The sequence below is a fragment of the Ktedonobacter sp. SOSP1-52 genome (assembly GCF_016587395.1).
In genome coordinates this window covers 1,202,353-1,224,371 of record NZ_BNJH01000002.1, presented here as the reverse complement: position 1 = coordinate 1,224,371, position 22,019 = coordinate 1,202,353, and the positions used below count along the sequence as shown (strand labels likewise).

The following is a 22,019-nucleotide window of genomic DNA, read 5'->3' as shown; positions in this document are numbered from 1 at the left end:
TGTTAGAAAAGCTCTTGCATAAGAGGGAGAAAAGATGTTATATCTTATAGTCTCTTTTGCCCCGGGGCCGAAAGCAGTGAGTGATAAAAGGCTGAAAAACAGCAAAAATGTTTGGGCATCTTTTGTCGCAAGAGAGCAAAAGTTGTCGTAACCTTTTTCTCCGGCGCTGCATTGCCTCACAAAAATCTTCCTCTGCCAATTCTTTCCATCTTTCTCTTCTCGGCTTACAGAGACGCTGCCACGAGGATAGAAGCGTGCTGATGGTCTCTAGCAAAATCGGCACTCAAGCGCTATACTCGTGACAAGAGGACGAAGGTCATGAGGCAAGCGAACAGGGATCTGTCGCATGCAATTTCTGGGTTGTTTGACGGATCAAGGAGGAACACGTGGGAAACGGATTGAGGACATAAACCAGCCGGGTTTTGCTCCAGCAAATAGCGCCAGCGTATCACCAGGCATCAGGACTCCAGAAACAAGAGATCCTGGAGGAATTTGTCATTACCACCGGGTATGCACGTAAATATGCCCAGTGGCTGCTTCATCACGTCGAGGAGATCTTCGCGCCACCAGCAGCACTTCGCCGTCGCTATGGGCCAGAAGTCGAAGAAGCGTTGGTGCTGGCTTGGAAGACCCTCAACCGGATTTGTACGAAACGCCTGATACCGTTCCTGCCTGATGTGCTCGAAAAACTGGAGGAGCAAGGGCATGTCCAGCTCAGCAAGGAACACCGCGGCCAACTCCTCTCGATGAGCGCAGCCACCGCAGATCGTCTCCTGCAGGCCCACCGCTACACGCATCCCCATGGCCTTCCGACGACCAAAGCTGGCCCCTTGCTCAAGCAACAGATTCCGATCCGCACTTACGCTCAGTAGGACGAGACCAAACCAGGCTTCCTGGAGGTTGATCTGGTTGCTCACTGTAGAGGGCGATTGCAGGGTGGCTGCCTGTATACCATTACGCTGACCGATGTCGCCACCGGGTGGACAGAATGTTTCCCCTTGCTCAATCGGGGGCGAGAAGCCGTCCTGGCTGCCCTCCAACGCGCCCGGACGCGCTTCCCATTTCCGATCTTGGGACTCGATACCGATAACGGCGGAGAATTTATCAACGAAGAGGTCGCTGCCTATTGTGTGCGTGAGCAGGTCACCTTCACGCGAGGACGTCCCTATCAGAAACGGGACCAGTGCTTCGTGGAACAGAAAAATGGGGTGGTGGTGCGCCAGGTGGTGGGCCATGGCCGCCTGGTTGGCGAGCATGCCTATCGGCAACTGGACGAATTGTATCGTGCTCTCCATTGGTACGTGAACTGTTTTCAGCCATCGATGAAGCTGGTATCCAAACAGGTCTAGGGGAGAAAGATCCATCGGATCTACGACGCGGCTAAAACGCCGCTGCAACGGGCGTTGCTCTCTGGGGCGTTGTCCCCTTGCCAGCAGCAGGAACTGCGTGCCATAAGGAAAGCGTTCGACCCGCTTCGGCTTTTCCAGCAGGTAGAACAGTTGCAGCAAGCGACCTTTCGCTGTGAAGCTGGGAGGTCCTCTGCCAGCCAACCGACGCCGCCCCCGGAGCTTCTACCGTTTGGTCTGGCAGGATGCGCGGCGGAGCTTGTCCTGCCGGAAGCAAGCGAAGCAGATGAGCTTCCCCATGAGGAACAGGGAAACGCACGTGTTCTGGACTGGAGACGGACCAGCAAAGATCCTTTCGCCGGGCAGTGGGAACAGATTTTCGCCTGGATGCAAGCGAACCCAACGCGCAGTAGCGGAGACGTCCTTCGCGAACTCCAGTCTCTGTTTCCTGGACGCTATGAGCGCTCGCATCTGCGCACGCTCCAACGGGGCATGCGTAAGATCCAGACGCATCTGCTCCAAACGTATGAGGAAGCAGAATCGCCAGAAGAACTTCAGGGAACCCTGCCTTTCCCTGCCGAGCTGAAGCCCACCAGGCCGGCGTCTGAGAGCCTGGCCCCTTCTTCCTTTCCAGCGAGCGTTGGTGCTCCTTCTCCAGGTGACCGGAGCACGCGTTTCTCCGACCGGCATCAGGGGGCAGTAGATCTGTCGTTACCCCCCGTCGAGAAGGCGAGAGAATCCGTACCCGCTGCCCCAACCCTCTCGAAGAGCGAACCAAGCCAGATCGTCCGGCGCTCTGCCACCGTCTCAGCCAGATCTGCACCTCAGACGTCCTCACGAGAGAAAGGTCAGCGCCTGACCATTGAACGAGCGGTCCAGGAGTATCTCCAGGCCCATTGCAAGGCTGGGCATCGCCCGAAAACTCTCGAATGGCACCAGATGGTGCTCGGTCATTTGCACCAGTATTTGCAGACCGAGTGTCATCTCCTCCTCGTCCATCAGCTCACCAAAGCGGCCATGAGGAACTGGCTGGCGTCCCTGACACAGACCCCAACCACGAGAGGATCAGTGCGTTCGGCGAGTACCATTGAGACCTATGCGCGCTCGGCGCGAGCGTTTTGCAGTTGGCTGGCCGAGCGAGGAATGCTCTCGTGCTCCCCTCTGAGCGAGGGCGCATTCCCTCGGACCAGTGTCCCTCTCCCTCATGTTATCTCGCCAGCGACCTTTGACCAGATCATGCGAGCAGGGTTTTCCCAGAAAGCGCAAGCGCGTGAGGCAAAGTGCCTGGCCGCACGTGATCGGGCGCTGCTCTGGGTGCTCTTTGACACCGGCATCACGGTCGTTGAGGTATGTGCCTTACGGATCGTTGATCTGGACCAACAAGGGAGCCTGCTGCGGGTGAGGGGGAAAGGAGGCAAAGAACGCCAGATGCCTCTCAAGTCAACCTGTCTGAGCCACCTGCGTGTGTATCTGAAGCAGATGGACCCGACGACCAGGAGAGGGCTGGCCAGGAGACATGCTGGTGGCGATCCTCTGTTCGGTTCCCAGGGGAAGCAGCCGCTGACCAGGAACGGGATGACCATGCTGTTTGCTCGGTTTCGCAAACGGGCAGGGATCAGTGAAACCAAAATCACGCCCCAGGTCCTCCGTCACAGCTTTGCCCTGCGTTATCTGCAGGCGGGAGGAAACCCCCAGGGTTTACAGGAATTGTTGGGCTATGAGGGAATGGCTCCGGTCAGGCAATATCTGCGCTGGTATGACCAGCTGCTCCTCGAGCACGAGCAGCAAGAAACCGAAGGGATTTGAGAGAGCATTGCTCATTCAGCAACGTCGTTGGGAATCAAGCCAGAGGGAGAGGAAACTGGAGGAATGATACTCAAGGCAAAAAACGCGTTGCATGCACACTTCCCCACTTGTGGGAAAAAGGCACAGCTTCTCTCGTTTCTCGAACCCCAGGTCGAGACCATTGCCATGTCTGCCGAGACCTGGCACGACAGCTTCGCCTCTCTGTGCCTCATAACGATCGTCCTCTTGTCATGTACTGGAGCGCCTATTTTCTGTGTGGTCAAAGACCTCGAACGCGCTTGAAACCCCATTGCACGGTGAACGAAGAACAGAAGGGAAGAGGGTTTGGCAGACCGATGAGGGAAGATTCTCGTGAGGCAATGCAGCTGAAATGGCATCGATGAAATCTCCTCTCGTATTGCATGTTTCTGGTTACAAGCATACAATTTCAAGTGAACTTGAAGTCAAGAGGGAAAGGACCAAGAAGAGAGATGGAAGAACTGACCATTGGAGAAGTTGCGCGCCGGGCAAGGGATACGAACATCCGCCTTGCGTTACTACGAAAGTATGGGCTTACTTCCAGCCCCTCGCCGGGCCTCTGGAGGGCATCGTCACTATGACGCCAGTATCCTTGAGCTGTTGGCCATTCTGCGGATGGCTCAACAGGCAGGGTTTACCATTGCTGAGATGCACCTGCTAGTAGCAGGGTTTGATGCTTCAACTCCAGCATCAGAGTGGTGGTAATCGCTTGCTCAAGCCAAACTCAAAGAGATTGAGGCCATTATCGCTCATGCCCAGCAGACCAAACGGATTTTTGAGCGTTTTTTACAATGTGGCTGTCTTCATCTGGGAGAGTGCCTTCAAGAAAACCAGGGCGAGGGACTTTCGCCCGTTTCTGCGTTGTCAAACGAAAGCTAACGAGGCGCTCTGCTCTCTTGAAACAAATCAGAATGGGATGGGAACCAATCTTGCTTCTAAAGCTGATTCACGTAAGATGGCTTTCTTGTAGCAACCTCGTTGCGCATCCCGTGGGAACAGAGGGGCCATGTGTTCTTCGCGCAATTTGCACAGGGATCTACCGAGCTCTTATGTTACGTTGGCTTGTGTTGCGAAGGAATGCTTGCCACTGCTCTTGTTTGTTCATGTTCATAAGAGGGAAGGATGAGTACATTACCCTTTTGTTGTATGAGAAAGGATTCACAATGAAGCAACCAGATGAGAGGGCATCAGATGAGCAAGCTCAAGGCGAGCCTGCCAAGCACGCTCCCTCGAAGCGTTCCTTGCCCAGACAGTCCCGCTATCTACTGGAGGTCTGGATTCTTCTCCTGTTCCTTGGCGCGTTTTATATCTTCGCGTCGTGCTCTGACCTTGTAGCAGATATCAGAACGGGTTTGCCCTCCGATCACCTGGAGGCATTTCACGCGATTGCAGGTATCACCTGGAATAGCGCGAAGCTTGCATCACCCAATATTGCCCACTATGTAACGCTTTTAGAGATAATATACGCAGTCCATGAGCTCGTTTTTGGGCTTCTCTTTCTTCTTATTCTCGTGATCCCGTTTCGGCAACGTGCGCGCTGGGCCTGGTGGGCTTGTTGGGTGCCAATGATTGCGAACATCACCTACTCACTCACGATTGCTCATTACAGCACGACTACTCTCACGTACAGCTTGATTGCGGATGTGATCTTACCCATCTTGTTGCTGCTTCATATACCGGCGTTTTTTGGTAAGTCAAGATTCCCCTAAATCGAGGTTGGATGCCCATCTCCCTTGAGGGGACGGGAGGAATGCCGAGCCCTTCTTTGGTGGAGAGGGTGGTCGTTACTGCTTTTCTTGTCTGCAGAAGAAGAGATCGTTAGGTCGAAAGGCAGTCTGTAGGTTGAGGTAGTTGCAACCACCCAATGGGCATACATGCCCTAACAGAGAGAGACTAGTCATGTACCCCGCTTTCAAAGCGGGGGCTTGGAGCCAGGCCATGTGCCTGGTTGCAAGCCCCGGACATGAGTAGACTCAGCCAAGGGCTTTCTGTTTCGGCAGGAGGCTATCGGGCTCCGATAGTTGGGAAGCGTTCAAGGTCCTACCTCCGGGTGCGTTGCCAGCCTGGAGCTCTAGAATCTCTGAGTTAAACAGCTGGACGGGGTACGCGACAGTGCTCAGAGAACAGTGCCGCCCGCTATCATTGTCGAGGCAAACATTACCTCCAAGGCTCACGCTGAGGAGAGAGGTTTGGAGCCGTTTCCATACAAAACGGCTCCCCCGTAAGGGGAGAGGTGTTGTGTTGACGGCAATTCCTCCTCGGTCTCAAGAACCGGGGCCTCCTTGCCCCCAATAGGTAAAGAAGGACGGGTGTTTTGTCAGTACGCCCTGATGTGTCGGTCGATGAAACCAAAGCAGGCTTGTCCTGAGTTGAGGCGGAGGCTAGACACAAGCTCGTCCCCTTTCACGGGATGGAGTATCTGACTGATTAACTTTTGGGTGTATTTATTTTCTTGGTTCAAAAGCATCAGCGTTGCGCTGTCACGAACAGGTGGCGCTGATGCTTTTGTGTGCGTGAGCACCAGTTTGGGTGTCCTCCAGATGCGGTGAAAGGACAGCCCCTACTAAGAGCGATATCTCGTCTGATCGTGTGCGACGGTCATCACTACGCGCATAATGAAGATAGCGCTTATGCCTAAGCTGATATAGCCTAATCCTTGTAACACGGTCATCTTCTGTAGAACGGTAGAACCACCGTTCATGGTGATTAATAATACGCCCATAATTCCTAGCGTTGCCCCAAGGAAGGCGAGAATAATGTTACTGATCAGGACGCGAATAAAGGCTGCATCGGCAGGGTGAGCAAAGAGCCGTGTATTCATGACGAAATTGCCGCGTTCTAACGACGCCGTAATTCTGTCCAGACGTCTTGGGAGCCGACGCAGAATAGGCAGAAGTGTTAACGCTTCGTTGATGAGGACATTACTGAGGGCTGTTGGTTGCAGTTCTTCTTTCACGTACGCGACGGCAAGAGTTCGAGCTTCATCAACGAGTGAAAAACCGGGACACAGCAAATGGAGCGCATTTTCTAACGTGACCAACGCTCTGAACACACCGGCTACCACAGGAGGAAAGGAGACCTCGAATTTTTGGATGAGGAGAAAGAGATCGGCAATTGCCCGCGCATCAAAAGGCATATGTGATCCAAGACGCTGTACGAGGTATTGAGCAAGTGCGCGCTCAAAACGCTCTTCCTGCATGTCCTCTCCTACTTCTGCAATGTCAAGAATCGCTTGTGAGAGTAAGTGTGCATCATTACGTTGGATCGCAAAGAGCATAGAGCGGAGGGCTGATTGCTGCAGGGGATCGAGGCGTCCGACAGATCCTAGATCTATGAGCGCAAGTTTTCCCTCTCGAAGGAGCAAGATATTGCCGGGGTGGGGATCGGCGTGAAAGACTCCATTGCCTAAAATTTGGTAGAGAAAACAGTTGAGGAGGGAACGGGCGAGTGATGTGCGCTCTTCACTGGGTGAATGTATGGCAGTTTCTGCATGGCGCACACTGACGCCATCTAACCATTCCATAACCAAGATCCTGCTAGTTGAAAGATGCTGATAGAGCTTGGGGATAACAATGGCGGCATGGTTTTTTAAAGCATCTGAGAGCGCCAGAAGATTACGCCCCTCAACCTGGAAATCTAATTCTTCGAGTAATGCTTCTGCAAAACCCTTGGCAAGTCTGGTGGTCTGTAATTGTCTTCCCCAGGCGGTATGCAGTTCGAGCGTTTGCGATAATCGCAGGAGAATGTCAATATCTCGCTCTACATTTCTGCGCATCCCAGGTCGTTGAACCTTGATAACGACCTGTTCCCCAGAATGAAGTTGTGCACGATAGACTTGAGCGATAGAAGCTGAAGCAAGTGGTTCGGGGTCGAACTGCGCAAAGAGTTCGGAGGGTGTCCCTCCCAGTTCCTTTTGGAAAACAGCCACGATGCGTTCATAAGGGACTGGCGGGACATGATCTTGTAGGGTTGAAAGTTCGGTAATCATTGCGGGTGGAAGGAGGTCTTGTCTTGTAGAGAGCACTTGCCCCAGTTTGACGAAGACGCCTCCAGCATCCTGTAGCGTACTCTTCAGGCCTTTGGCAAGTAGGGACGAATTCAGTGCCTGCTTTGACGGTGTGCGGTTGGTCGCGTTGCCTAATGAGAAGGAGAGCCCATGGCGTGCACCGATAAAGCAAATTTGTAGATAGCGATAAATGCGTGAACATTTGAAGTAGAGAGCGCGTATAGGCAGAGAGTTGTGAACAAGTCGATCTTGAATGCGTCCTAATGAGCCAGGTGGTGCCAGTAGTTCTGTGAAGACCATTCCTACCATTGTGAGGAGGAGCGCGAGGGCAAATGCAGTCACTGGGAACCACGCATTGAGCAACTTCAGTGTAATGATGAGACCGAGCGCTGCTAAGAGGCCCAGCAATGCCGTGAGAAGAGCGCATGGGAACGAGACACGTCCGCCAAGTAACCGGCTGCCCAAAAAAGCCAGGACACTGATGATGGGAAAAATGAGTAAGCTGACAAGTAGGAAATTTATCACTATTCGTTCCTTTCATCTCTCGTTTGCCAAAATGAGTCTAGAGTCCTGGACGATTCCTTCTCTTGGCGCATCTCGATTCACCGCTCTTGTAGGTATACTTTGAGTGTCCTCTAGAGAAGAGGCACCTTGAGAAGAGAACATGAGATGACGAAGAAATGGAGATACACGACATGAAGCCAATGAGTTCCCCTCAGATTGTACAGGAGCTTGCTCAGTCCCTTATTCTATGCCTGGAGGATGCCCAGGAACATCCTATCCACCAGGATCAACAACTGCGAGAGACGCTTCGTCGCCTTGAAACGCTTCTCCATGAGCAAGAGTGGGAAGAACTCTCCGTTCCCCCCTATGCTTTACTTGCACAGTAAGTGTTTCCTCCCTTTCTGCCATACCCCTGGCATTGGAGATCGGAAGAGGGAATGAGACACCATCCAGTGGGAGAGAACTGTGTTGCACGTGTCGTCTATAGGCATAGAAAACGACAGGTTGTTTCTGGTTCCCTCCTCTCGGAGAGAAAAATGCCTGCGCGTTTCTCCGCTTTTTGGCGCTGTTCCGTCTGACCACAACGTTTTTCTGTGGATAAGTATACGCAAAGGTTCTTTGCAATCACTTTGCATTCGTTTCGCACTTTTCAAACCGAAGTCAATGTTTTTAGGGGAGCCTCTTCATGAAGGGAATAATAGAGAAGCGCGCATGTGTGCAGGCGCTCAATGGTTTCACGAGGGCCGGAATACCTCATCCATAAAACGCTGCCAGCTTTATGAATGAGGCGGGAGGAGCGCGTGTTTTGCTGACTGGAGGAACGTGCGGCACTCCTCCATGACACGTGTATCTAATGGACACTTTTGATGGGGATGATGAACAGTGCCGCGAGCAGGAAACAGCCGGCTGCGAACGCAAACAACAAGGCGTAGCTATGAAAAGTGTTTAAGATGAACGCACTGACTATTGGCGTGAAAAGCAGGGCCAGGAAGATCGCCGTATTAATAATACCAAGATCTTTCGCTCGATTCTTCTCAGTTGGGAGGACCCGGACAGCGAGTGTGATATCTACGGCAAGGTAGGCCCCAAAGCCGAGTCCCGTGAGCACTGCTGCAATGAGCATGAAGGACCAGACTGGGATAAAAACGATGACTAGTAGGGAGCTCATCATGAGGAGCGCAGATCCAATTACGAAGGGTTTGATGCGCTGCAACCGATCTGAAAGGATGCTGCCGATGATGGCTGAGATGATGAGTGTGCCTGTCGTAAGCGCCTGAAAAATGGCGACGCCTTTATCCGCACCTGGATAGTGGATAACGTCTTTCAGGTAGAGGTAGAGATATGAGACTAATATTGTGTAACCGAGGAAGGCCAGTCCACGGGATAGCCACGTGAAGAGGAAATCAGGATGCTTTCTGGGGCTCACCCAGAACTCCGCGAGAAACGGGACAAGGCGAAAACGTGGCATGATATGTCGCGGAAGTTGCCGGTCTCGTAGAACAAGCAGGAAGAGCAGTACGCAGACACACGCAGCAGCTGCCATAATGTAGTAGCCCTGTTCCGGATGCAGATTCGCGTTTGTGAAGCGCGCGACAAGCAAGAGACCGATCAACCCACCGACGACTGGCGCCATCCCGACGAATGCCGAGGTAAGTGCACGCTGCGTCAGTGGCACCTGGTCGGGAATAATGGCAGTAATAACGGCCATGATACTATCGACAGAGATTTGAACAATGACTTCTCCCATGAGAAGTTGTGCGAGTGTCGTTGCCCGTGCCATCAAAACGAGGCCCAGGACGACAAAGATCAAGCCGAATACCAACCAGGGACGCCGTCGTCCCCAACGGGAGGTGGTGCGATCACTGAGTGCTCCGACGAGCGGTGTGGTGATGATGCCCGCCGCAGCCCCTGCTGAGGCGACAATGGCAAGGGTCGTATAGGTATTCGTGGGATCAAGTAAGCTGACCTGGGCAGGCAATAACAGCTGTTTGATGGCGATGTTACAGAGCCCGCTCACCATGCTGGCGAGACCAAAGAGGACGCAAAACGTGCGGCTGAGCCGACGAGTGGGCACTTGGAATAATGCAAGCGGTGTTTCTTCGCTCGGCGAGTGCAAAACAGGTTGTCTGGACGCAACAGTAGAATCTGCCATGGGTAACCTCTCTTTGTCTGAATGTGGTGAAAAGTTCCTTGCTGAAGTCTTCTCAGTCAGTAGGATACTTCGTGAGCGAGGGAATGATGGATCAGGGCAGTCTGCCCTGATCCATCATTCCCTTCAGGGAGAGAAAAGCCTGCGGCAATGGCCTTGAGTCGTCAGAACAAGAAGCATTAACAGACCTGCTCGGTGATCCTTCCAGTCGCAATGAGCCAACGCGCAAACTCCAGGCGGCGCCGGATCGTCATGACCTGTGCTTTCTGGCGTTCTTGAATGGCTATGCGAGTGGCTCGCAAATGGCTGACCTGCTCTTGGGTGAAGCCTTGTTTGAGCAAGGTTGTCTCGTCTACTGGTACTGTCATGTAGCATCCCTCCTTAACCGCAATGGATTCGTTTCGGCGTGAGGTTGTTTCCTGCCTACGCCGCATTTGACCGCGATTCGTTCTTCGAGTCGTGACGCGCTGGCCAGCACATTTTAATCAGTTCTCGTGAATGGACCGCTTTTGCACCCAATTGGATTGCCCTCGCTCTTTGTAAAGGGGTGACATCATAATGAGGGTGGGAGCTGACATTGTGAAAGCACTGTCGTGGTAGACCCATCTTGCTCGCTATTGTGTGTAGCTCTTCCAGTGTGCTATCGGTTGCCATATGGCTCCAATATTTGAATGAGAGCTTGCACTTTGGATAATGGCGGACTCCATCGACATAAATCATGTGTGTGACCTCCATGAAAATGGGTATAGGACGCAAAGCCTGGCAACGCAGAGTGTGTTTACGACATGTCCAACTTGTTCGCGTTCTTGTTCCGCATCTTCGGGAAACGCCAGTTCGTTCTGGCGAGTTCATACGAGATCAAGGCAAGCAAAGACCAAACGTCACAAGTGTAAGGGACCGTCGTGAAATTCTGAGCCATGAGATCCGCAAAGTCGAGCGGAGTGTGCATAGAGCGAGGATCTGTTGCCCTTTGGGGATTAAAATCCTCTTCTCTCGTTGACTGTAATTGCTTCACAGTTGAGGTATCCTCCTGGTGAATTGGTTAGGTCTACATCCTTTCGTGATTACCTTCTGATGAGCAGATATAGAGGGCAGTACTTACCCTCAGCTTCCCTCTACAGTAACGGGGAAGTGCTAGCGCTTCCTCTTGCATCTGTCTGCGAATCCGAGATGCGCAAAGGACAGCATAAAGATCGAGAGTTACCGCTCACTTCGCGTTCATACAATTCTCTGGTAAGAGCTTCTCCTCACTATGGGGCTATATATCAGGTGAATCGAAACGTTTTCGCACCTTATAAGGAGTCGTTATGAGCCTGCAATATACCCCATGTCAACACGAAACATCCCAGGATACACATGTCGTATCTGCTCCGTTTATCCTCCCTTTTACCGCTATTGATGCAACGATGCTCCCGTCCGTTGGTGGCAAGGCTGCCAACTTGGGCCAACTTGTCAAGGCAAGCCTCCCCGTCCCACAGGGATTTTGCATTACCACAGCTGCCTATCTCCGCGTGAGTGGTGATGCAAATCTTGAAGGTACGCTGAGCCGGTTAGCTGCCACAGCGAGTGGTGAGAGTGAAGTGCTTGAAGCGTGTGCCGCTGCAATGCGAGCCGCTTTGCTTGCCACACCTATTCCTGCTGACATTGTCAGGGATATTACCGCTGCCTACGAACTGTTGGGGAAGGGGGAGTCGATTGCCGTTGCCGTACGCTCTTCCGCGAATGCTGAGGATTTGCCATTTGCCAGCTTTGCTGGACAGCAGGATACATATCTCAATGTCGTCGGCGTCGATGCCGTTCTCACGGCGGTGAAGCACTGCTGGGCGTCGTTATGGACGAACCGAGCGGTGAGCTATCGCGCCAGCAATGGTATCGATCATCGCACCGTACGCCTAGCTGTCGTGGTGCAGCGTATGGTCGAGGCACACGTGGCAGGCGTCCTCTTTACCGCTAATCCGCTCACAGGACGCCGCCGTCAAGCCGTGATCAACGCAAGCCCGGGTTTAGGCGAAGCCGTGGTTTCAGGAGCTGTCAATCCAGATCAGTTTGTCATCGATGTCAATACAGGAGAAATGATTGAGCGTTGCCTGGGTGACAAACAGTTTATGCTTCAAGCGACTCCGGGTGGAGGGCTTCAGCGAGTAGAGCTGACCGAACGGGGCCCATGCCTCTCTGATGGGCAAATAGCAGATCTGGCCCGGTTAGGCGCGCGGGTAGAAACGTATTATGGAGCGCCACAGGATATAGAATGGGCTATCGATGCAACGAATCAGCTCTGGTTAACCCAGGCACGCCCAATCACGACGCTGTTCCCATTGCCCGATAGTGTCCCTTCTGCAAACGACTCATTACGCGTCTACCTCTGTTTTAATGTATTACAGGGTGTCTATCGCCCGTTTACCCCTATGGGGTTTGCGGCCCTGCGCCTTATGGCATCGTCGATTGCCAGGCGCATCGGCTTCCCCCGCGGGATGTGCGTGTCGGACCCTCGGCCATACAGGAAGCGGGCCATCGTTTCTTTATTGATATGACCCCTTTGTTGGGTCATCCACTAGGGCGCAAGGTGCTCAAGCGGGTGATGGGAAGGCTAGAAGCGCGCTCTGGTGAGATCTTACAACAACAAAGCGCTGACCCTCGCCTCACTTCCTTCGACCACATTTCACGTGGTACGATTGTGCGACGCTCTCTAAGCATCCTGCTTCGCACTCGCGCGTTCTTCTATATCGGACAGGTCCTCTTCCAGCCAGAGAAGGCGAAGAAACGTGTGCTGGGGTTGAAAGAACAGCTGAAGAAACAGAGTGAAGTTCGTCCTGAGACAAGTGCTAGCCAACGGTTGACGGCTGCCGAAGTGTTATTGCTGCAAAATACGGCCGCTACGATCTGTAACTCACTCTTTACTGCCCTTCCTGCCTTTCTGCTCACCGTCCTGGCAGGGAAGCTGCTTGGGGATCTTGCAACCCCTGAAGAGAGACAGGTCGTGTTAAGAGCGCTCCCCCATAACCCGACGACAGAGATGGATCTCGCTCTATGGGATCTTGCGCAACAACTGCGTGCTGACGCAAGCACTGCGCAGTTTTTCCTGAACACACCACATGCGCAACTGGTGCAGCAATACCATGATCAAACATTGCCCTTTGTCTTCCAACGGGGATTACGTGCGTTCCTCGACGATTATGGGCATCGTGGTGTCGCTGAAATCGATCTAGGGTTACCACGCTGGTCAGAGGATCCCACCTATATTCTGGGGGTTCTTGCAAACTATCTACAGCTTGATCAGTTTGATGCGGCTCCTGATCTCGTGTTCCAGCGCTGCGCGGAGGAAGCGGAGGCCATGGTGACCGAACTGGTACGCAGAGCGGCGACACGTGGGTGGGTACGCAGTAAGCTTGTTGGGTTTTGCTTGCGGAGAGGGCGCGCCTTGGCGGGAATGAGAGAGATCGCAAAGTTTTACCTGGTGCTCTTACTTGCAGGGGCGCGGCGTTTGCTCTTGTCTGTCGCTGATGAACTGGTCAGCACTGGCTGTTTGGAGGCGCCCGAAGATATCTTTTTTCTCGATATTGCCGAAGTACGTCTGGCACTCACTGGTACATCTCTTCGCTCTGTTGTGCAGGAGCGCCGGAGTAGTTATGCATACGAGTTACGGCGTCGGCATATACCGCGAATTCTGCTCTCCGACGGAACAGAGCCTGAGGCGGCGCTTCTCAATGCTCGTGCCGGAGGTGAGGATGGACAGACGCTCAAAGGGATACCCGCATCAGCGGGGAAAATAACCGCGAAGGCCAGAGTTGTGCTCGACCCTGCGGATGCGCATTTAGAGCCCGGTGAAATTCTGATTGCGCCTTCAACCGATCCTGGCTGGACGCCACTGTTTCTTACGGCGGCGGGCATGGTCATGGAAATGGGAGGGCCGATGTCACATGGGGCTGTTGTGGCCCGCGAATATGGTATCCCTGCTGTTGTTGGCGTCCCAGGAGCAACTCGCAACATTCGTACCGGTCAGCAAATCACTGTTGATGGGTCTGCAGGGACTATTCTGCTCGTTGAGGAGGCTGCGTAAGCAGGTCGTATCAGCCGGACAGCAGTAGGTGTACGCGATATCGGGTGGATGAGGGTGAGGGTCCTTCTCTCCGCTTGTGGGAAGGGCCCTCTTGCAACCTCATCCTTGATGGCGTGTGCATTCCATGATCGCTGTTCGTCGGTGCGAAGTGGTAGTGCTGATAAAATAGTATTCTGCCATAGAATAGCGAAAGAAATGTGAAGTGTTGCTCACGCATGCGAAGTGAGCGCGAATGTTTTGCTGAGTCATGTTGTGTATTCTCTCATCAAGATCACATATGAAATTGTTCTTGGTATCCTGCAGCTATTGGGGAAGGAGAGAAAAGAAATGCATACTCCGCATCGTATCATTCGCTTTCTAACAGGCCTTCAGTATTGGCTGGCTATGACACTTGCGAATGCCACTGTCAGAAAATGTCTGGTGTTCGGTCTGGTTCTTTTTGTGATATGTGTGTTGCCGCAAGGTGGCCCAGGTACGCCTGATCCATGGCCCTAAGCTTCGCCTTGAGGCCTAAAGAAAAGGAAGCGACACATGGGAGAGCGTGGTATGGTGGACCAAGATCGAGAGCAGGTCCACCCACGAGAATATGCCGTGATAGCAAAAAGAAGTATGACACTTCTATAGATTCTCTTTACAGAGAGTGCCGAGAAGTTCTTCAGCGCATATATGAATACCTATCGTTTCTTCGTTTACGGCTCACTACTGGTATAGGGAGTGCTCAGCACAGTATTTTCAAAGAAAGAAATAAGCCAGGTTCTCGTAGCGCAATCGCTGAACGTTCAGCGATTGCGCTACGAGAACCTGGCTTATTTCTTTGGTAAGAATTTGGTAATCTGGATACTGCACAGTATGGTTAGGGTTCGATACATACGACGGATGCCCGCTCCCTCTCGAGAAAGTCTCAGATTTTCCGCATGGAGGTTGTGCGTTGGCATAGCAGTATTCAATGAGGGAGAAACTCGTGATAAGTCATAGGACCGAAGAGGGTAGAGATGCGACGGAAACACGCCGGGAGGTGGAAGCGCAGCGGGAGATGATGCGGGAAGGGACGACGCATATTGTGCTCAAATTTGCAGATGCCTTCCTCGTCGCCGATGAGCACGGCGACCTTCCCCTGGCACACCGGCAAAGTGGCCTCTACCGCCGGGGAAATTGTTTTTTGCATACCTGCAATCTTTACCTTGATGATTTTCCCCTGATGGCGCTTTCGCACCAGATTGCAACTACCCTTGATGCCTGTACTATTCAGCTGACGAATGCTTCAATCACACATGAAACTGGGAACGTGCTCAAGCAAGGGAGCATTGTGGTCACCCGTGCTCTCCATCTAGAACAAGACGCGCTCGTGCAAACACTGATCATCGCCAATACTCACGCTGAGACGCTTTCCCTGACCATAAGTCTGGAGGTCAGTACCTCCTGCCCTGACCTCTTTTTTGCTTGTGATGTGCCCTACGCACAATGTGACGGGGAGAGAGAGGAGGCATATAGTAAGAGAGAGCTTGTGCTCTATCCTTCAGGTCGTGACGAGATTGAATGTGTCACGCGTATGCAGTTCGAGCCTGCATTTGATGAGCTAGAGTCGGGCCGAGTCAACTGGCAGCTTACGCTTCAACCTGGTGAATCGATCCCCTTATACATCAAGGCACTTATGAGCGAGTCAAAGAGCAGAGGCTTTACCATGCAGCCTACCAGGCTTTTCTGGTCTGATCCACAGCATCGGTCCCTTGCCGTGTATAAGCATCTTTTTCTCAATCACCTACTGCCTTCGCATCTAGGTACACCTCTCCCTTCTCCATCTCGCCGGCCTGCAACAACTCATTTATTGCAGGTGGTTGCAGCATAGATACTGCTTTTTGAAGATGCAGCAGCGTTCGTAATACGCTGCTGCATCTTTGCGTCTTTTCCCCCTGCGAACAACCTCTGGCCGCTCAACCGTTGCCTCTTTTTTCCAGAAGATACTCCGCCTGTAGAGGGGCTTACGCCCCCAGTAATACAGAGGTAATGATTGTATTACAAATAATGATTGTATTACAAATAATGATTGGCCACCGCTACGTAGCGGTGGGTTAGCGCGTTGTTCTGCCGTGGGGCTGACCGTTCCCCTTTATGACAACGGCAGGGAAAGCGATAGCTTGAGAAAGGATGCAGGTATTATGGCGAAGATCGCGTTTCTTTACCCTGGACAAGGCTCACAAAAAGTGGGCATGGGTGGTGAACTCTTGAAGAGCGCTCCCTGGTTGTTTGAAAAGTATTTAGCATGTAGTGAGGAGGTCATAGGGCTGCCTCTCACGCGCTATTGCTTAGAAGGGCCCCTTGATGCTTTGAGTCAAACGCATATTGCTCAGCCTGCCCTTTTCGCTTACTCCCTGGCCCTGACAACGTATGCACATCAATGTGGTTTGTATGCGGATATGGTGGCAGGTCATAGTCTGGGAGAGTATACGGCAGCTGTGGCGGCGGGCGTGCTGTCTTTCGAGGATGGCTTACAGTTAGTGAGTCAAAGGGGTAATTTGATGTATGGGGTGCAGAAAGATGCCCCGGGCGCTATGGCGGCGATTGTGGGCGTCCCTCTAGAGGAGTTACGCTGTCTTTGCACGGAGATCTCGAAACACCATTATGTTACTGTCGCAAACTTGAATACGCATTCCCAGTTCGTCGTTTCGGGGGTTGAGCAGGGCGTTCAGGAGATGATAGAAGCCTTGCGATCACGCAAGACTGTGCGTGCCATGCGTCTCCCTGTGAAGGGGGCATTTCATTCGAGGCTGATGCTTCCGGTCCAGTCGGCACTCCAAACGGTGATGCATCATCTCACCTGGCACGATGCGCGCATGCCGGTAGTTGCCAATGTTTCTGGAAGACCTCTTGGCTATAAAGAGCAGGTTCGCAACGAGCTGATCGACCAGGTGACCAACCCGGTCTGCTGGACAGCGTGTGTCGAAACGCTGCTTGATGCAGGATGTGATATCTTTGTCGAACTCGGTTCCTCTCAGGTACTAACCAGGCTGGTACGTGCAATTGCCCCGGGTACACAGGTGTTTTCCGCCGATACACCAGAGAAGATTGATGCGTTAGTCGCGACATTGCAAGAGCCTGCGTATATGTCGGCCTGCGCGTAAAGAAGGAGAGAGCGTATGTTGGAAATGGTCAGACCATTGAATGCAGCGGACGCGAGACACGCGGAGAATCCCTTGGAGAGGCTCACGCTTCTCCAAAATATTGCAGTGAAATGCCCTCAATGCAAAGAGATTCTCTATCAGCGAGATCACCAAAGAAACGCACACGTGTGTTCCAGGTGCAGCTACCATTTCAGGTTGAGTGCCCACGATCGTATCGATCTTTTGGTGGATCCCAGCAGTTTTGTTGAACTCGACGCTGATATTGCCTCTGCTGATCCATTGCACTTTGTCAGCCAATCACAGTTGTATGCGGAGAAACTTGCAAAAGAGCAACAAAAAGTTGGTTTAAACGAGGGGGTCGTTATTGGTCATGCGACCATTGAGAACTTGCCCCTGGCACTGGCGGTCATGGATTTTCGCTTTATTGGTGGCAGTATGGGGGCGGCAGTGGGAGAGAAGATTACGCGAGCGGTGGAACTGGCAATACAGCGGCACATTCCTGTGTTTATCGTTTCCGCATCAGGCGGGGCCAGGATGCAAGAGGGAATTTACTCTCTGATGCAAATGGCGAAAACCTCTGCAGCCCTTTCACGACTGGCCGAAGCCAGGCTTCCTTATATTAGCCTGCTTACCGATCCTACCACTGGTGGTGTCACGGCAAGTTTTGCGACGCTTGGAGATGTGATCCTCGCCGAACCTGGATGCCTGGTCTGCTTCGCAGGCCCTCGCGTTATCGAACAGTTTATGCATATACAGCTGCCAAAAGGGGCCGTCACCGCTGAATTCGCGTATGAGCATGGATTGATCGATGCTGTCGTCCCGAGACATGAGCTACGGCAAACGTTGGCGCGCCTGTTGCGTTTTTATGCTTGCACTTCTGGCCGACGGGCGGACAGCAATATCATCGATCTGACCCATCACAGTTAGGGCTGGATCACACACTACCCGAAAAGGAAGGGTGCCAGCGCTATTCCCTTCCTTTCTCCCTATTCCCCAAAGGATGCAAAGACACGAGTATACGAGAACAATGAGGAGCGAGAGAATGAGTTACAATTTAGATTTTGAACAAGAACTGGCTATTGAAGCCGAAACGATTCGCGCGCTACAGCAACAAAACCCGGATGACGCCCAACTGCAGGAAGCCATCGATCATTTGCAAGCACGGACGAAAGATGTGTATGCTCGTCTCACCTCCTGGCAAACAGTGCAGGTTGCCCGCCACAAAGACCGCCCTTATGCTGCGGATTACCTGAAACTGATGTGTGAGGACTTTATGGAACTCCATGGTGATCGCGCCTATGGGGATGATCACGCGATCCTGGCAGGCCTCGGGCAAATGGGTGGGAGAACCATGATGTTTATCTGCCAACAAAAAGGCCGCGATATGGCCGCCAAGAAGTATCACAACTTCGGCATGCCTCACCCTGAAGGGTATCGTAAAGCGTATCGCCTGATGTGCCAGGCGGAGAAATTTCAGATGCCGTTGATTTGCCTGATTGATACTCCTGGCGCCTTCCCCGGCTTGGAAGATGAGGAACATGGCCAATCCGGGGCGATTGCTGCGAATTTAGCACTTATGTCGCGTTTACGTACGCCGATCATCTCTGTCGTGATTGGAGAAGGTGGGAGTGGCGGTGCTCTTGCGATCAGTATTGCTGACCGTTTGTTGATGTTGGAGCATAGCGTGTATACGGTGGCCGCGCCCGAGGCCGCTGCATCTATTCTCTGGCGTGATAAGTCCTTTGCTCCCCAGGCGGCGGAAGCCATGCGTATTAGCGCCCGTGAGCTCCTCTCTACTGAATTGATCGATGGATTGGTGCCTGAACCTGTAGGGGGGGCGCATCGCAACCATTGTCGCGCCGCCGGTTATCTGAAAGATACGCTGCTCAGCCATCTTACCGAACTTGAGCGCTATACTCCTGGCGAACTGCTGGAATTGCGCTATCGCAAGTACCGTCGTATCGGCCCATTTGTTCATCTCAACGAGAACGCGATTGCCTGCTAGCGCGCAGTATAACAACGCCTGTTCTCGAACAGGCAGCCAGAGGGAGGCTTCCCAATACTCTCTGGAGAAGAGGAGCCTTGAGGCACAAGCGTTCTGCCCCTCTTTCTCGTAGATGGTATTGGGGACGCTTGTCCGCGAGATACGTTCTGCTTTGACAAACAATGTCCATGGCATGGCCCAAAGTCATGTTCAGGTGAATCCCAAATGTGTGCCTGCTTCCTCACGTGGGAATGCGCCTCAAGCGGTTCCGGGCCCAAAAAACAAAATGGAAGGAGAGGAGGCGCACCTTCGCGATGCTTTGCTGCTTGCACGCTTATCGGCTATTGCGGCTTAACAGGGAGTTTACTGATCGCTTACCTCTGCCGCGTGATGTGGTAACTCTCCGGTAACTCAACTGCCTTAGAATAGGTTGTATCTATGGTTTGCTCTTCATCGGCGATGAACAGTGAGGGTAGATTGTGGAAAGCATGTCAGTGTGCAATCACAATGAGTCCCAAACGGCGAACATCCCTTGGAGAGGGGATAACTTCTGGGGAGTGGGTTCTATGCTGATTGCCTGCATCGAAGGCACACAGTGCGTGCTTTCCTGGTCGTTGGTATCAGGAACACACAAAGGGGGAACTTCCTCCTTTTCCCCTTGTTACGACATTGGTTGGAAGCAAGAGCGAACAGCTCGTGTAGAGGAGAAGAGGATATGCTGCATATAGCGAAACTTGGATATGTTGCATTGACGACGCCACACGTGGAAGATATGTGGACCTATTATACAGAGGTAATCGGGTTTTCACTGGCTGAACGAGAGGATGATGGTACTTCGTATTTGCGACATACTACAGATCATCATACCATCGCAATTTATCCGGCGGCAGAGGCTAGTCTTCGTCATATAGGATTTCAAATTGGTCAGGGGCAGACCCTCAAAGAGGTGGCGAGCCAGCTCTTTGCTCAGGGCGTACAGGTGGAAATGCGGGCCGATGTGCAACCCGGTGTGCCTGAGTTACTCCAGTTTGCAGATCCAGAAGGAAATAGTATTCACCTGTATAGCTCTATCGAACAAAGCAGGCGTGGTTTGCTCGACAGAGGAATCGCTCCTGAGAAATTAGGCCATGTCGCTTTCCATGTGCGTAATATCCAACCTATGGTTGATTTCTATCAGCGTATCCTTGGTTTTGCTGTATCCGATTGGATTGAGCAGAGAAGCGTATTTTTGCGTTGTGGCCCGGATCATCATACCATTCAATTAATCCAGCAAGATGCAGACATGCCTGGAACACGAGGTATGCATCACATTGCTTTTCAGTTGCATGATTGGACGCATATTCAGCGAGCGTGCGATCATCTTGCGAAAAAGAATATCGCGCTCTCCTGGGGGCCTGGACGACATGGGCCAGGGCATAGTCTTTTCATGTTCCACCGTGACCCTGATGGGAACCTGATCGAACTCTTTTCCGATATGGATCTTGTGCTCAATGAAGATTTGGGGTATTTTGAGCCACGTCCCTGGCACACCGATTGTCCCCAGCGACCCAAGGTATGGAGCAGAAGCCTGCAGGCGGCAAATATCTGGGGTATTGCTCCTCCCGAGACGTTTTTTTCGTCGTCGGGATAGTGGCGAGGAGCGCTCAGGGGGAATGGTGAGCTGTCTTCCCTGAAAGGTAGCACGGAGAGGGCTCTTCCCCGGGCAAAACGGGGAAGAGCCCTCTCCGTGCTACCTTTCAGGGAAGAGTCGGAAGCCGAACAGGCTTTCCGTTTGTTTGTGTTGTCATTGGGAAAAAGAAAAGACGACCTTCGGATGCGCTCATGCTTCTGCTTGTTGTTGCGCACCTGTTGAGGTCGTCTTTCGACGCGCTAGTTCAACGTATTTGCTTCCTCTCGAACCGGACCATCAATGATCGTAGGAGGCTATGCACTCTGGGCTGTCTGAGGGATAGCAGAGACGGACGTGTTGGTCCAGCGGTAAATCTCCCGCCCAACGCCGGGATTGAGTTCGGGAGAGAGAGGCTGAACATAGGTATCTACTTCTGCCTTGATCTCTTTAAACAACGGATGATTGATATATTGCCTAATGATGGTTGGTAAGGAAGACTTCGCCTCCACGAGATGGAGATAGATGTCACCCAATACCCAGACATGGCGCGATTTGACACCCAGAAGGTGGGGGAGCTCGCTTTCATCTGAGCGCCTAAATGCATCGGCAATGGCAGCCTCGCTGCCACTTTGGTAGCGGCCAATAATGACACCGCGGTAGTACGTCTCTGCGTCAGGTGCCGTTCCACACATCTGCTCGACGCGTTCTTTGATAACGGCCTGCTGAATCTTGGTCTGCTTGTTTAAGTAGTTGGTTGCCTGTTCTTCGGTGACGGGTGCGTTTCCCTTCAAGGTAAACTCTTGTTCCCATGTCATGATTGTGCTCTTTTCCCCAATGGGATCATACCACCAGCGAATCTCCATGCGCTCAAATGGGCCAGATGAGGGCATGCGTTCCGAATACGTTGAACGCCTCTGGTGGTTTGTGCGCCTCTGCGCAATCCAGCTCCACTGGTTGCCATCCTCATCGACGCGGGTGGTTAACCGAAAGGTGACACTGTTGTCCGTTTCTTCGATGACTTCACTACTCTCATACTCGGTAAACAGAGAAGGCCATGTACGTACATTGTTGGTTAGGCTGAATACCTCGTCTACAGGTGCTTCGATCTGCACCGCATTGCGAATATATCCCATGGTGGTACTCTCCTAAAACTGGTTATTGACGAGCATCACTAATTCCTGAACATTGGTTGCCGTGAGGATTTCCTCGTGGGGGAGATCGACACCAAGCGTAAGAGACAAGGTGGAAATCGTTTCGGCGAGGCCGAGCGACTCTACTCCTATCGCTTCCCAGTCGGCTGTATCGATACCAGGCGTATTTGCAGGAACGCCTACTTTTGTGGCCAGAATATCGATTACCATTGCAGTTGTACATGCTAAAGGCATTCGTTATTGCTCCTTTCACGTTGCACTGAAGCATAC

General features: G+C 52.5%; 19 protein-coding genes. 13 read left to right on the top strand and 6 right to left on the bottom strand.

Going from position 1 to position 22,019, the window contains the following annotated elements:
• Positions 1-422 precede the first annotated feature (422 nt).
• From JMJ16_RS57200 to JMJ16_RS20835, 5 genes are all read left to right on the top strand, one after another.
• Positions 423-872 (top strand): hypothetical protein, encoded by a 450-nt coding sequence (locus tag JMJ16_RS57200; protein WP_201384660.1) that lies wholly within the window; start codon positions 423-425, stop codon positions 870-872.
• Between the two features lie 57 nt (positions 873-929).
• Positions 930-1,349, top strand: a complete 420-nt coding sequence (locus tag JMJ16_RS57195) for a DDE-type integrase/transposase/recombinase (RefSeq protein WP_201384659.1) — start codon at positions 930-932, stop codon at positions 1,347-1,349.
• Positions 1,350-1,499: 150 nt separating this feature from the next.
• On the top strand, positions 1,500-3,152 hold the full coding sequence (locus JMJ16_RS20845) for a tyrosine-type recombinase/integrase (RefSeq protein WP_201384657.1): 1,653 nt from the start codon (positions 1,500-1,502) through the stop codon (positions 3,150-3,152).
• Between the two features lie 486 nt (positions 3,153-3,638).
• A complete protein-coding gene (locus JMJ16_RS20840; protein WP_201384654.1) occupies positions 3,639-3,875 on the top strand; it encodes a MerR family transcriptional regulator in 237 nt (78 codons plus the stop codon).
• Positions 3,876-4,333: 458 nt separating this feature from the next.
• Positions 4,334-4,879: a hypothetical protein gene (locus tag JMJ16_RS20835; RefSeq protein ID WP_201384652.1), complete on the top strand. Its 546-nt coding sequence runs from the start codon at positions 4,334-4,336 to the stop codon at positions 4,877-4,879.
• 854 nt (positions 4,880-5,733) lie between these two features.
• On the opposite strand, the gene JMJ16_RS20830 is transcribed toward JMJ16_RS20835, so the two are convergent.
• Positions 5,734-7,701: an AarF/ABC1/UbiB kinase family protein gene (locus JMJ16_RS20830; protein ID WP_201384650.1), complete on the bottom strand. Its 1,968-nt coding sequence runs from the start codon at positions 7,699-7,701 to the stop codon at positions 5,734-5,736.
• 170 nt (positions 7,702-7,871) lie between these two features.
• Here JMJ16_RS20830 and JMJ16_RS20825 point away from each other — a divergent pair, with 170 nt between their 5' ends.
• Positions 7,872-8,066 carry a hypothetical protein gene (locus JMJ16_RS20825; RefSeq protein WP_201384648.1) on the top strand — a complete coding sequence of 65 codons (195 nt, stop codon included), beginning with the start codon at positions 7,872-7,874 and terminating at the stop codon, positions 8,064-8,066.
• A 464-nt stretch (positions 8,067-8,530) separates the two neighbouring features.
• Here the strand turns inward: JMJ16_RS20825 and JMJ16_RS20820 are convergent, their stop codons facing one another.
• The 3 genes from JMJ16_RS20820 to JMJ16_RS57190 all read right to left on the bottom strand — a co-directional run bounded on the left by JMJ16_RS20820 (position 8,531) and on the right by JMJ16_RS57190 (position 10,549).
• Positions 8,531-9,832: an MFS transporter gene (locus JMJ16_RS20820; protein ID WP_201384647.1), complete on the bottom strand. Its 1,302-nt coding sequence runs from the start codon at positions 9,830-9,832 to the stop codon at positions 8,531-8,533.
• 176 nt (positions 9,833-10,008) lie between these two features.
• On the bottom strand, positions 10,009-10,197 hold the full coding sequence (locus JMJ16_RS20815; protein WP_201384645.1) for a hypothetical protein: 189 nt from the start codon (positions 10,195-10,197) through the stop codon (positions 10,009-10,011).
• 55 nt (positions 10,198-10,252) lie between these two features.
• Positions 10,253-10,549: a DUF4031 domain-containing protein gene (locus tag JMJ16_RS57190; protein WP_201384643.1), complete on the bottom strand. Its 297-nt coding sequence runs from the start codon at positions 10,547-10,549 to the stop codon at positions 10,253-10,255.
• Positions 10,550-11,136: 587 nt separating this feature from the next.
• Here JMJ16_RS57190 and JMJ16_RS20805 point away from each other — a divergent pair.
• From JMJ16_RS20805 to JMJ16_RS20775, 7 genes are all read left to right on the top strand, one after another.
• Positions 11,137-12,360: a PEP/pyruvate-binding domain-containing protein gene (locus JMJ16_RS20805; protein WP_201384641.1), complete on the top strand. Its 1,224-nt coding sequence runs from the start codon at positions 11,137-11,139 to the stop codon at positions 12,358-12,360.
• Entirely contained in the window at positions 12,303-13,886 is a 1,584-nt protein-coding gene (locus JMJ16_RS20800; protein ID WP_201384639.1) for a PEP-utilizing enzyme, read from the top strand. The genes JMJ16_RS20805 and JMJ16_RS20800 overlap by 58 nt, the downstream gene beginning before the upstream one ends.
• Before the next feature lie 961 nt (positions 13,887-14,847).
• Positions 14,848-15,732 (top strand): glycogen debranching N-terminal domain-containing protein, encoded by an 885-nt coding sequence (locus tag JMJ16_RS20795; RefSeq protein WP_201384637.1) that lies wholly within the window; start codon positions 14,848-14,850, stop codon positions 15,730-15,732.
• Between the two features lie 310 nt (positions 15,733-16,042).
• Positions 16,043-17,005, top strand: coding sequence for an ACP S-malonyltransferase (gene fabD, locus JMJ16_RS20790; protein ID WP_201384635.1), 963 nt, complete (start codon positions 16,043-16,045; stop codon positions 17,003-17,005).
• A gap of 15 nt (positions 17,006-17,020) precedes the next feature.
• Positions 17,021-17,932 (top strand): acetyl-CoA carboxylase, carboxyltransferase subunit beta, encoded by a 912-nt coding sequence (gene accD / locus JMJ16_RS20785; RefSeq protein WP_201384633.1) that lies wholly within the window; start codon positions 17,021-17,023, stop codon positions 17,930-17,932.
• A gap of 115 nt (positions 17,933-18,047) precedes the next feature.
• Positions 18,048-19,010 (top strand): acetyl-CoA carboxylase carboxyltransferase subunit alpha, encoded by a 963-nt coding sequence (locus tag JMJ16_RS20780; RefSeq protein WP_201384631.1) that lies wholly within the window; start codon positions 18,048-18,050, stop codon positions 19,008-19,010.
• Between the two features lie 694 nt (positions 19,011-19,704).
• Positions 19,705-20,619 carry a VOC family protein gene (locus JMJ16_RS20775; protein ID WP_201384629.1) on the top strand — a complete coding sequence of 305 codons (915 nt, stop codon included), beginning with the start codon at positions 19,705-19,707 and terminating at the stop codon, positions 20,617-20,619.
• A gap of 293 nt (positions 20,620-20,912) precedes the next feature.
• Here the strand turns inward: JMJ16_RS20775 and JMJ16_RS20770 are convergent, their stop codons facing one another.
• Both JMJ16_RS20770 and JMJ16_RS20765 read right to left on the bottom strand, forming a co-directional pair.
• Complete coding sequence (locus tag JMJ16_RS20770) at positions 20,913-21,731, bottom strand: TcmI family type II polyketide cyclase (RefSeq protein WP_201384627.1); 819 nt, start codon at positions 21,729-21,731, stop codon at positions 20,913-20,915.
• A gap of 12 nt (positions 21,732-21,743) precedes the next feature.
• On the bottom strand, positions 21,744-21,983 hold the full coding sequence (locus tag JMJ16_RS20765) for an acyl carrier protein (RefSeq protein ID WP_201384625.1): 240 nt from the start codon (positions 21,981-21,983) through the stop codon (positions 21,744-21,746).
• Positions 21,984-22,019: the final 36 nt, after the last annotated feature.

What these genes read in the sequence shown, in the direction of transcription:
- JMJ16_RS20770 (WP_201384627.1), bottom strand. Translation starts at nt 21,731, where the DNA reads ATGGGATATATTCGCAATGCGGTGCAGATCGAAGCACCTGTAGACGAG.
- JMJ16_RS20815 (WP_201384645.1), bottom strand. Translation starts at nt 10,197, where the DNA reads ATGACAGTACCAGTAGACGAGACAACCTTGCTCAAACAAGGCTTCACC.
- fabD (WP_201384635.1), top strand. Translation starts at nt 16,043, where the DNA reads ATGGCGAAGATCGCGTTTCTTTACCCTGGACAAGGCTCACAAAAAGTG.
- accD (WP_201384633.1), top strand. Translation starts at nt 17,021, where the DNA reads ATGTTGGAAATGGTCAGACCATTGAATGCAGCGGACGCGAGACACGCG.
- JMJ16_RS57190 (WP_201384643.1), bottom strand. Translation starts at nt 10,549, where the DNA reads ATGATTTATGTCGATGGAGTCCGCCATTATCCAAAGTGCAAGCTCTCA.
- JMJ16_RS20825 (WP_201384648.1), top strand. Translation starts at nt 7,872, where the DNA reads ATGAAGCCAATGAGTTCCCCTCAGATTGTACAGGAGCTTGCTCAGTCC.
- JMJ16_RS20775 (WP_201384629.1), top strand. Translation starts at nt 19,705, where the DNA reads ATGCTGCATATAGCGAAACTTGGATATGTTGCATTGACGACGCCACAC.
- JMJ16_RS20780 (WP_201384631.1), top strand. Translation starts at nt 18,048, where the DNA reads ATGAGTTACAATTTAGATTTTGAACAAGAACTGGCTATTGAAGCCGAA.
- JMJ16_RS20805 (WP_201384641.1), top strand. Translation starts at nt 11,137, where the DNA reads ATGAGCCTGCAATATACCCCATGTCAACACGAAACATCCCAGGATACA.
- JMJ16_RS20765 (WP_201384625.1), bottom strand. Translation starts at nt 21,983, where the DNA reads ATGCCTTTAGCATGTACAACTGCAATGGTAATCGATATTCTGGCCACA.
- JMJ16_RS20835 (WP_201384652.1), top strand. Translation starts at nt 4,334, where the DNA reads ATGAAGCAACCAGATGAGAGGGCATCAGATGAGCAAGCTCAAGGCGAG.
- JMJ16_RS20820 (WP_201384647.1), bottom strand. Translation starts at nt 9,832, where the DNA reads ATGGCAGATTCTACTGTTGCGTCCAGACAACCTGTTTTGCACTCGCCG.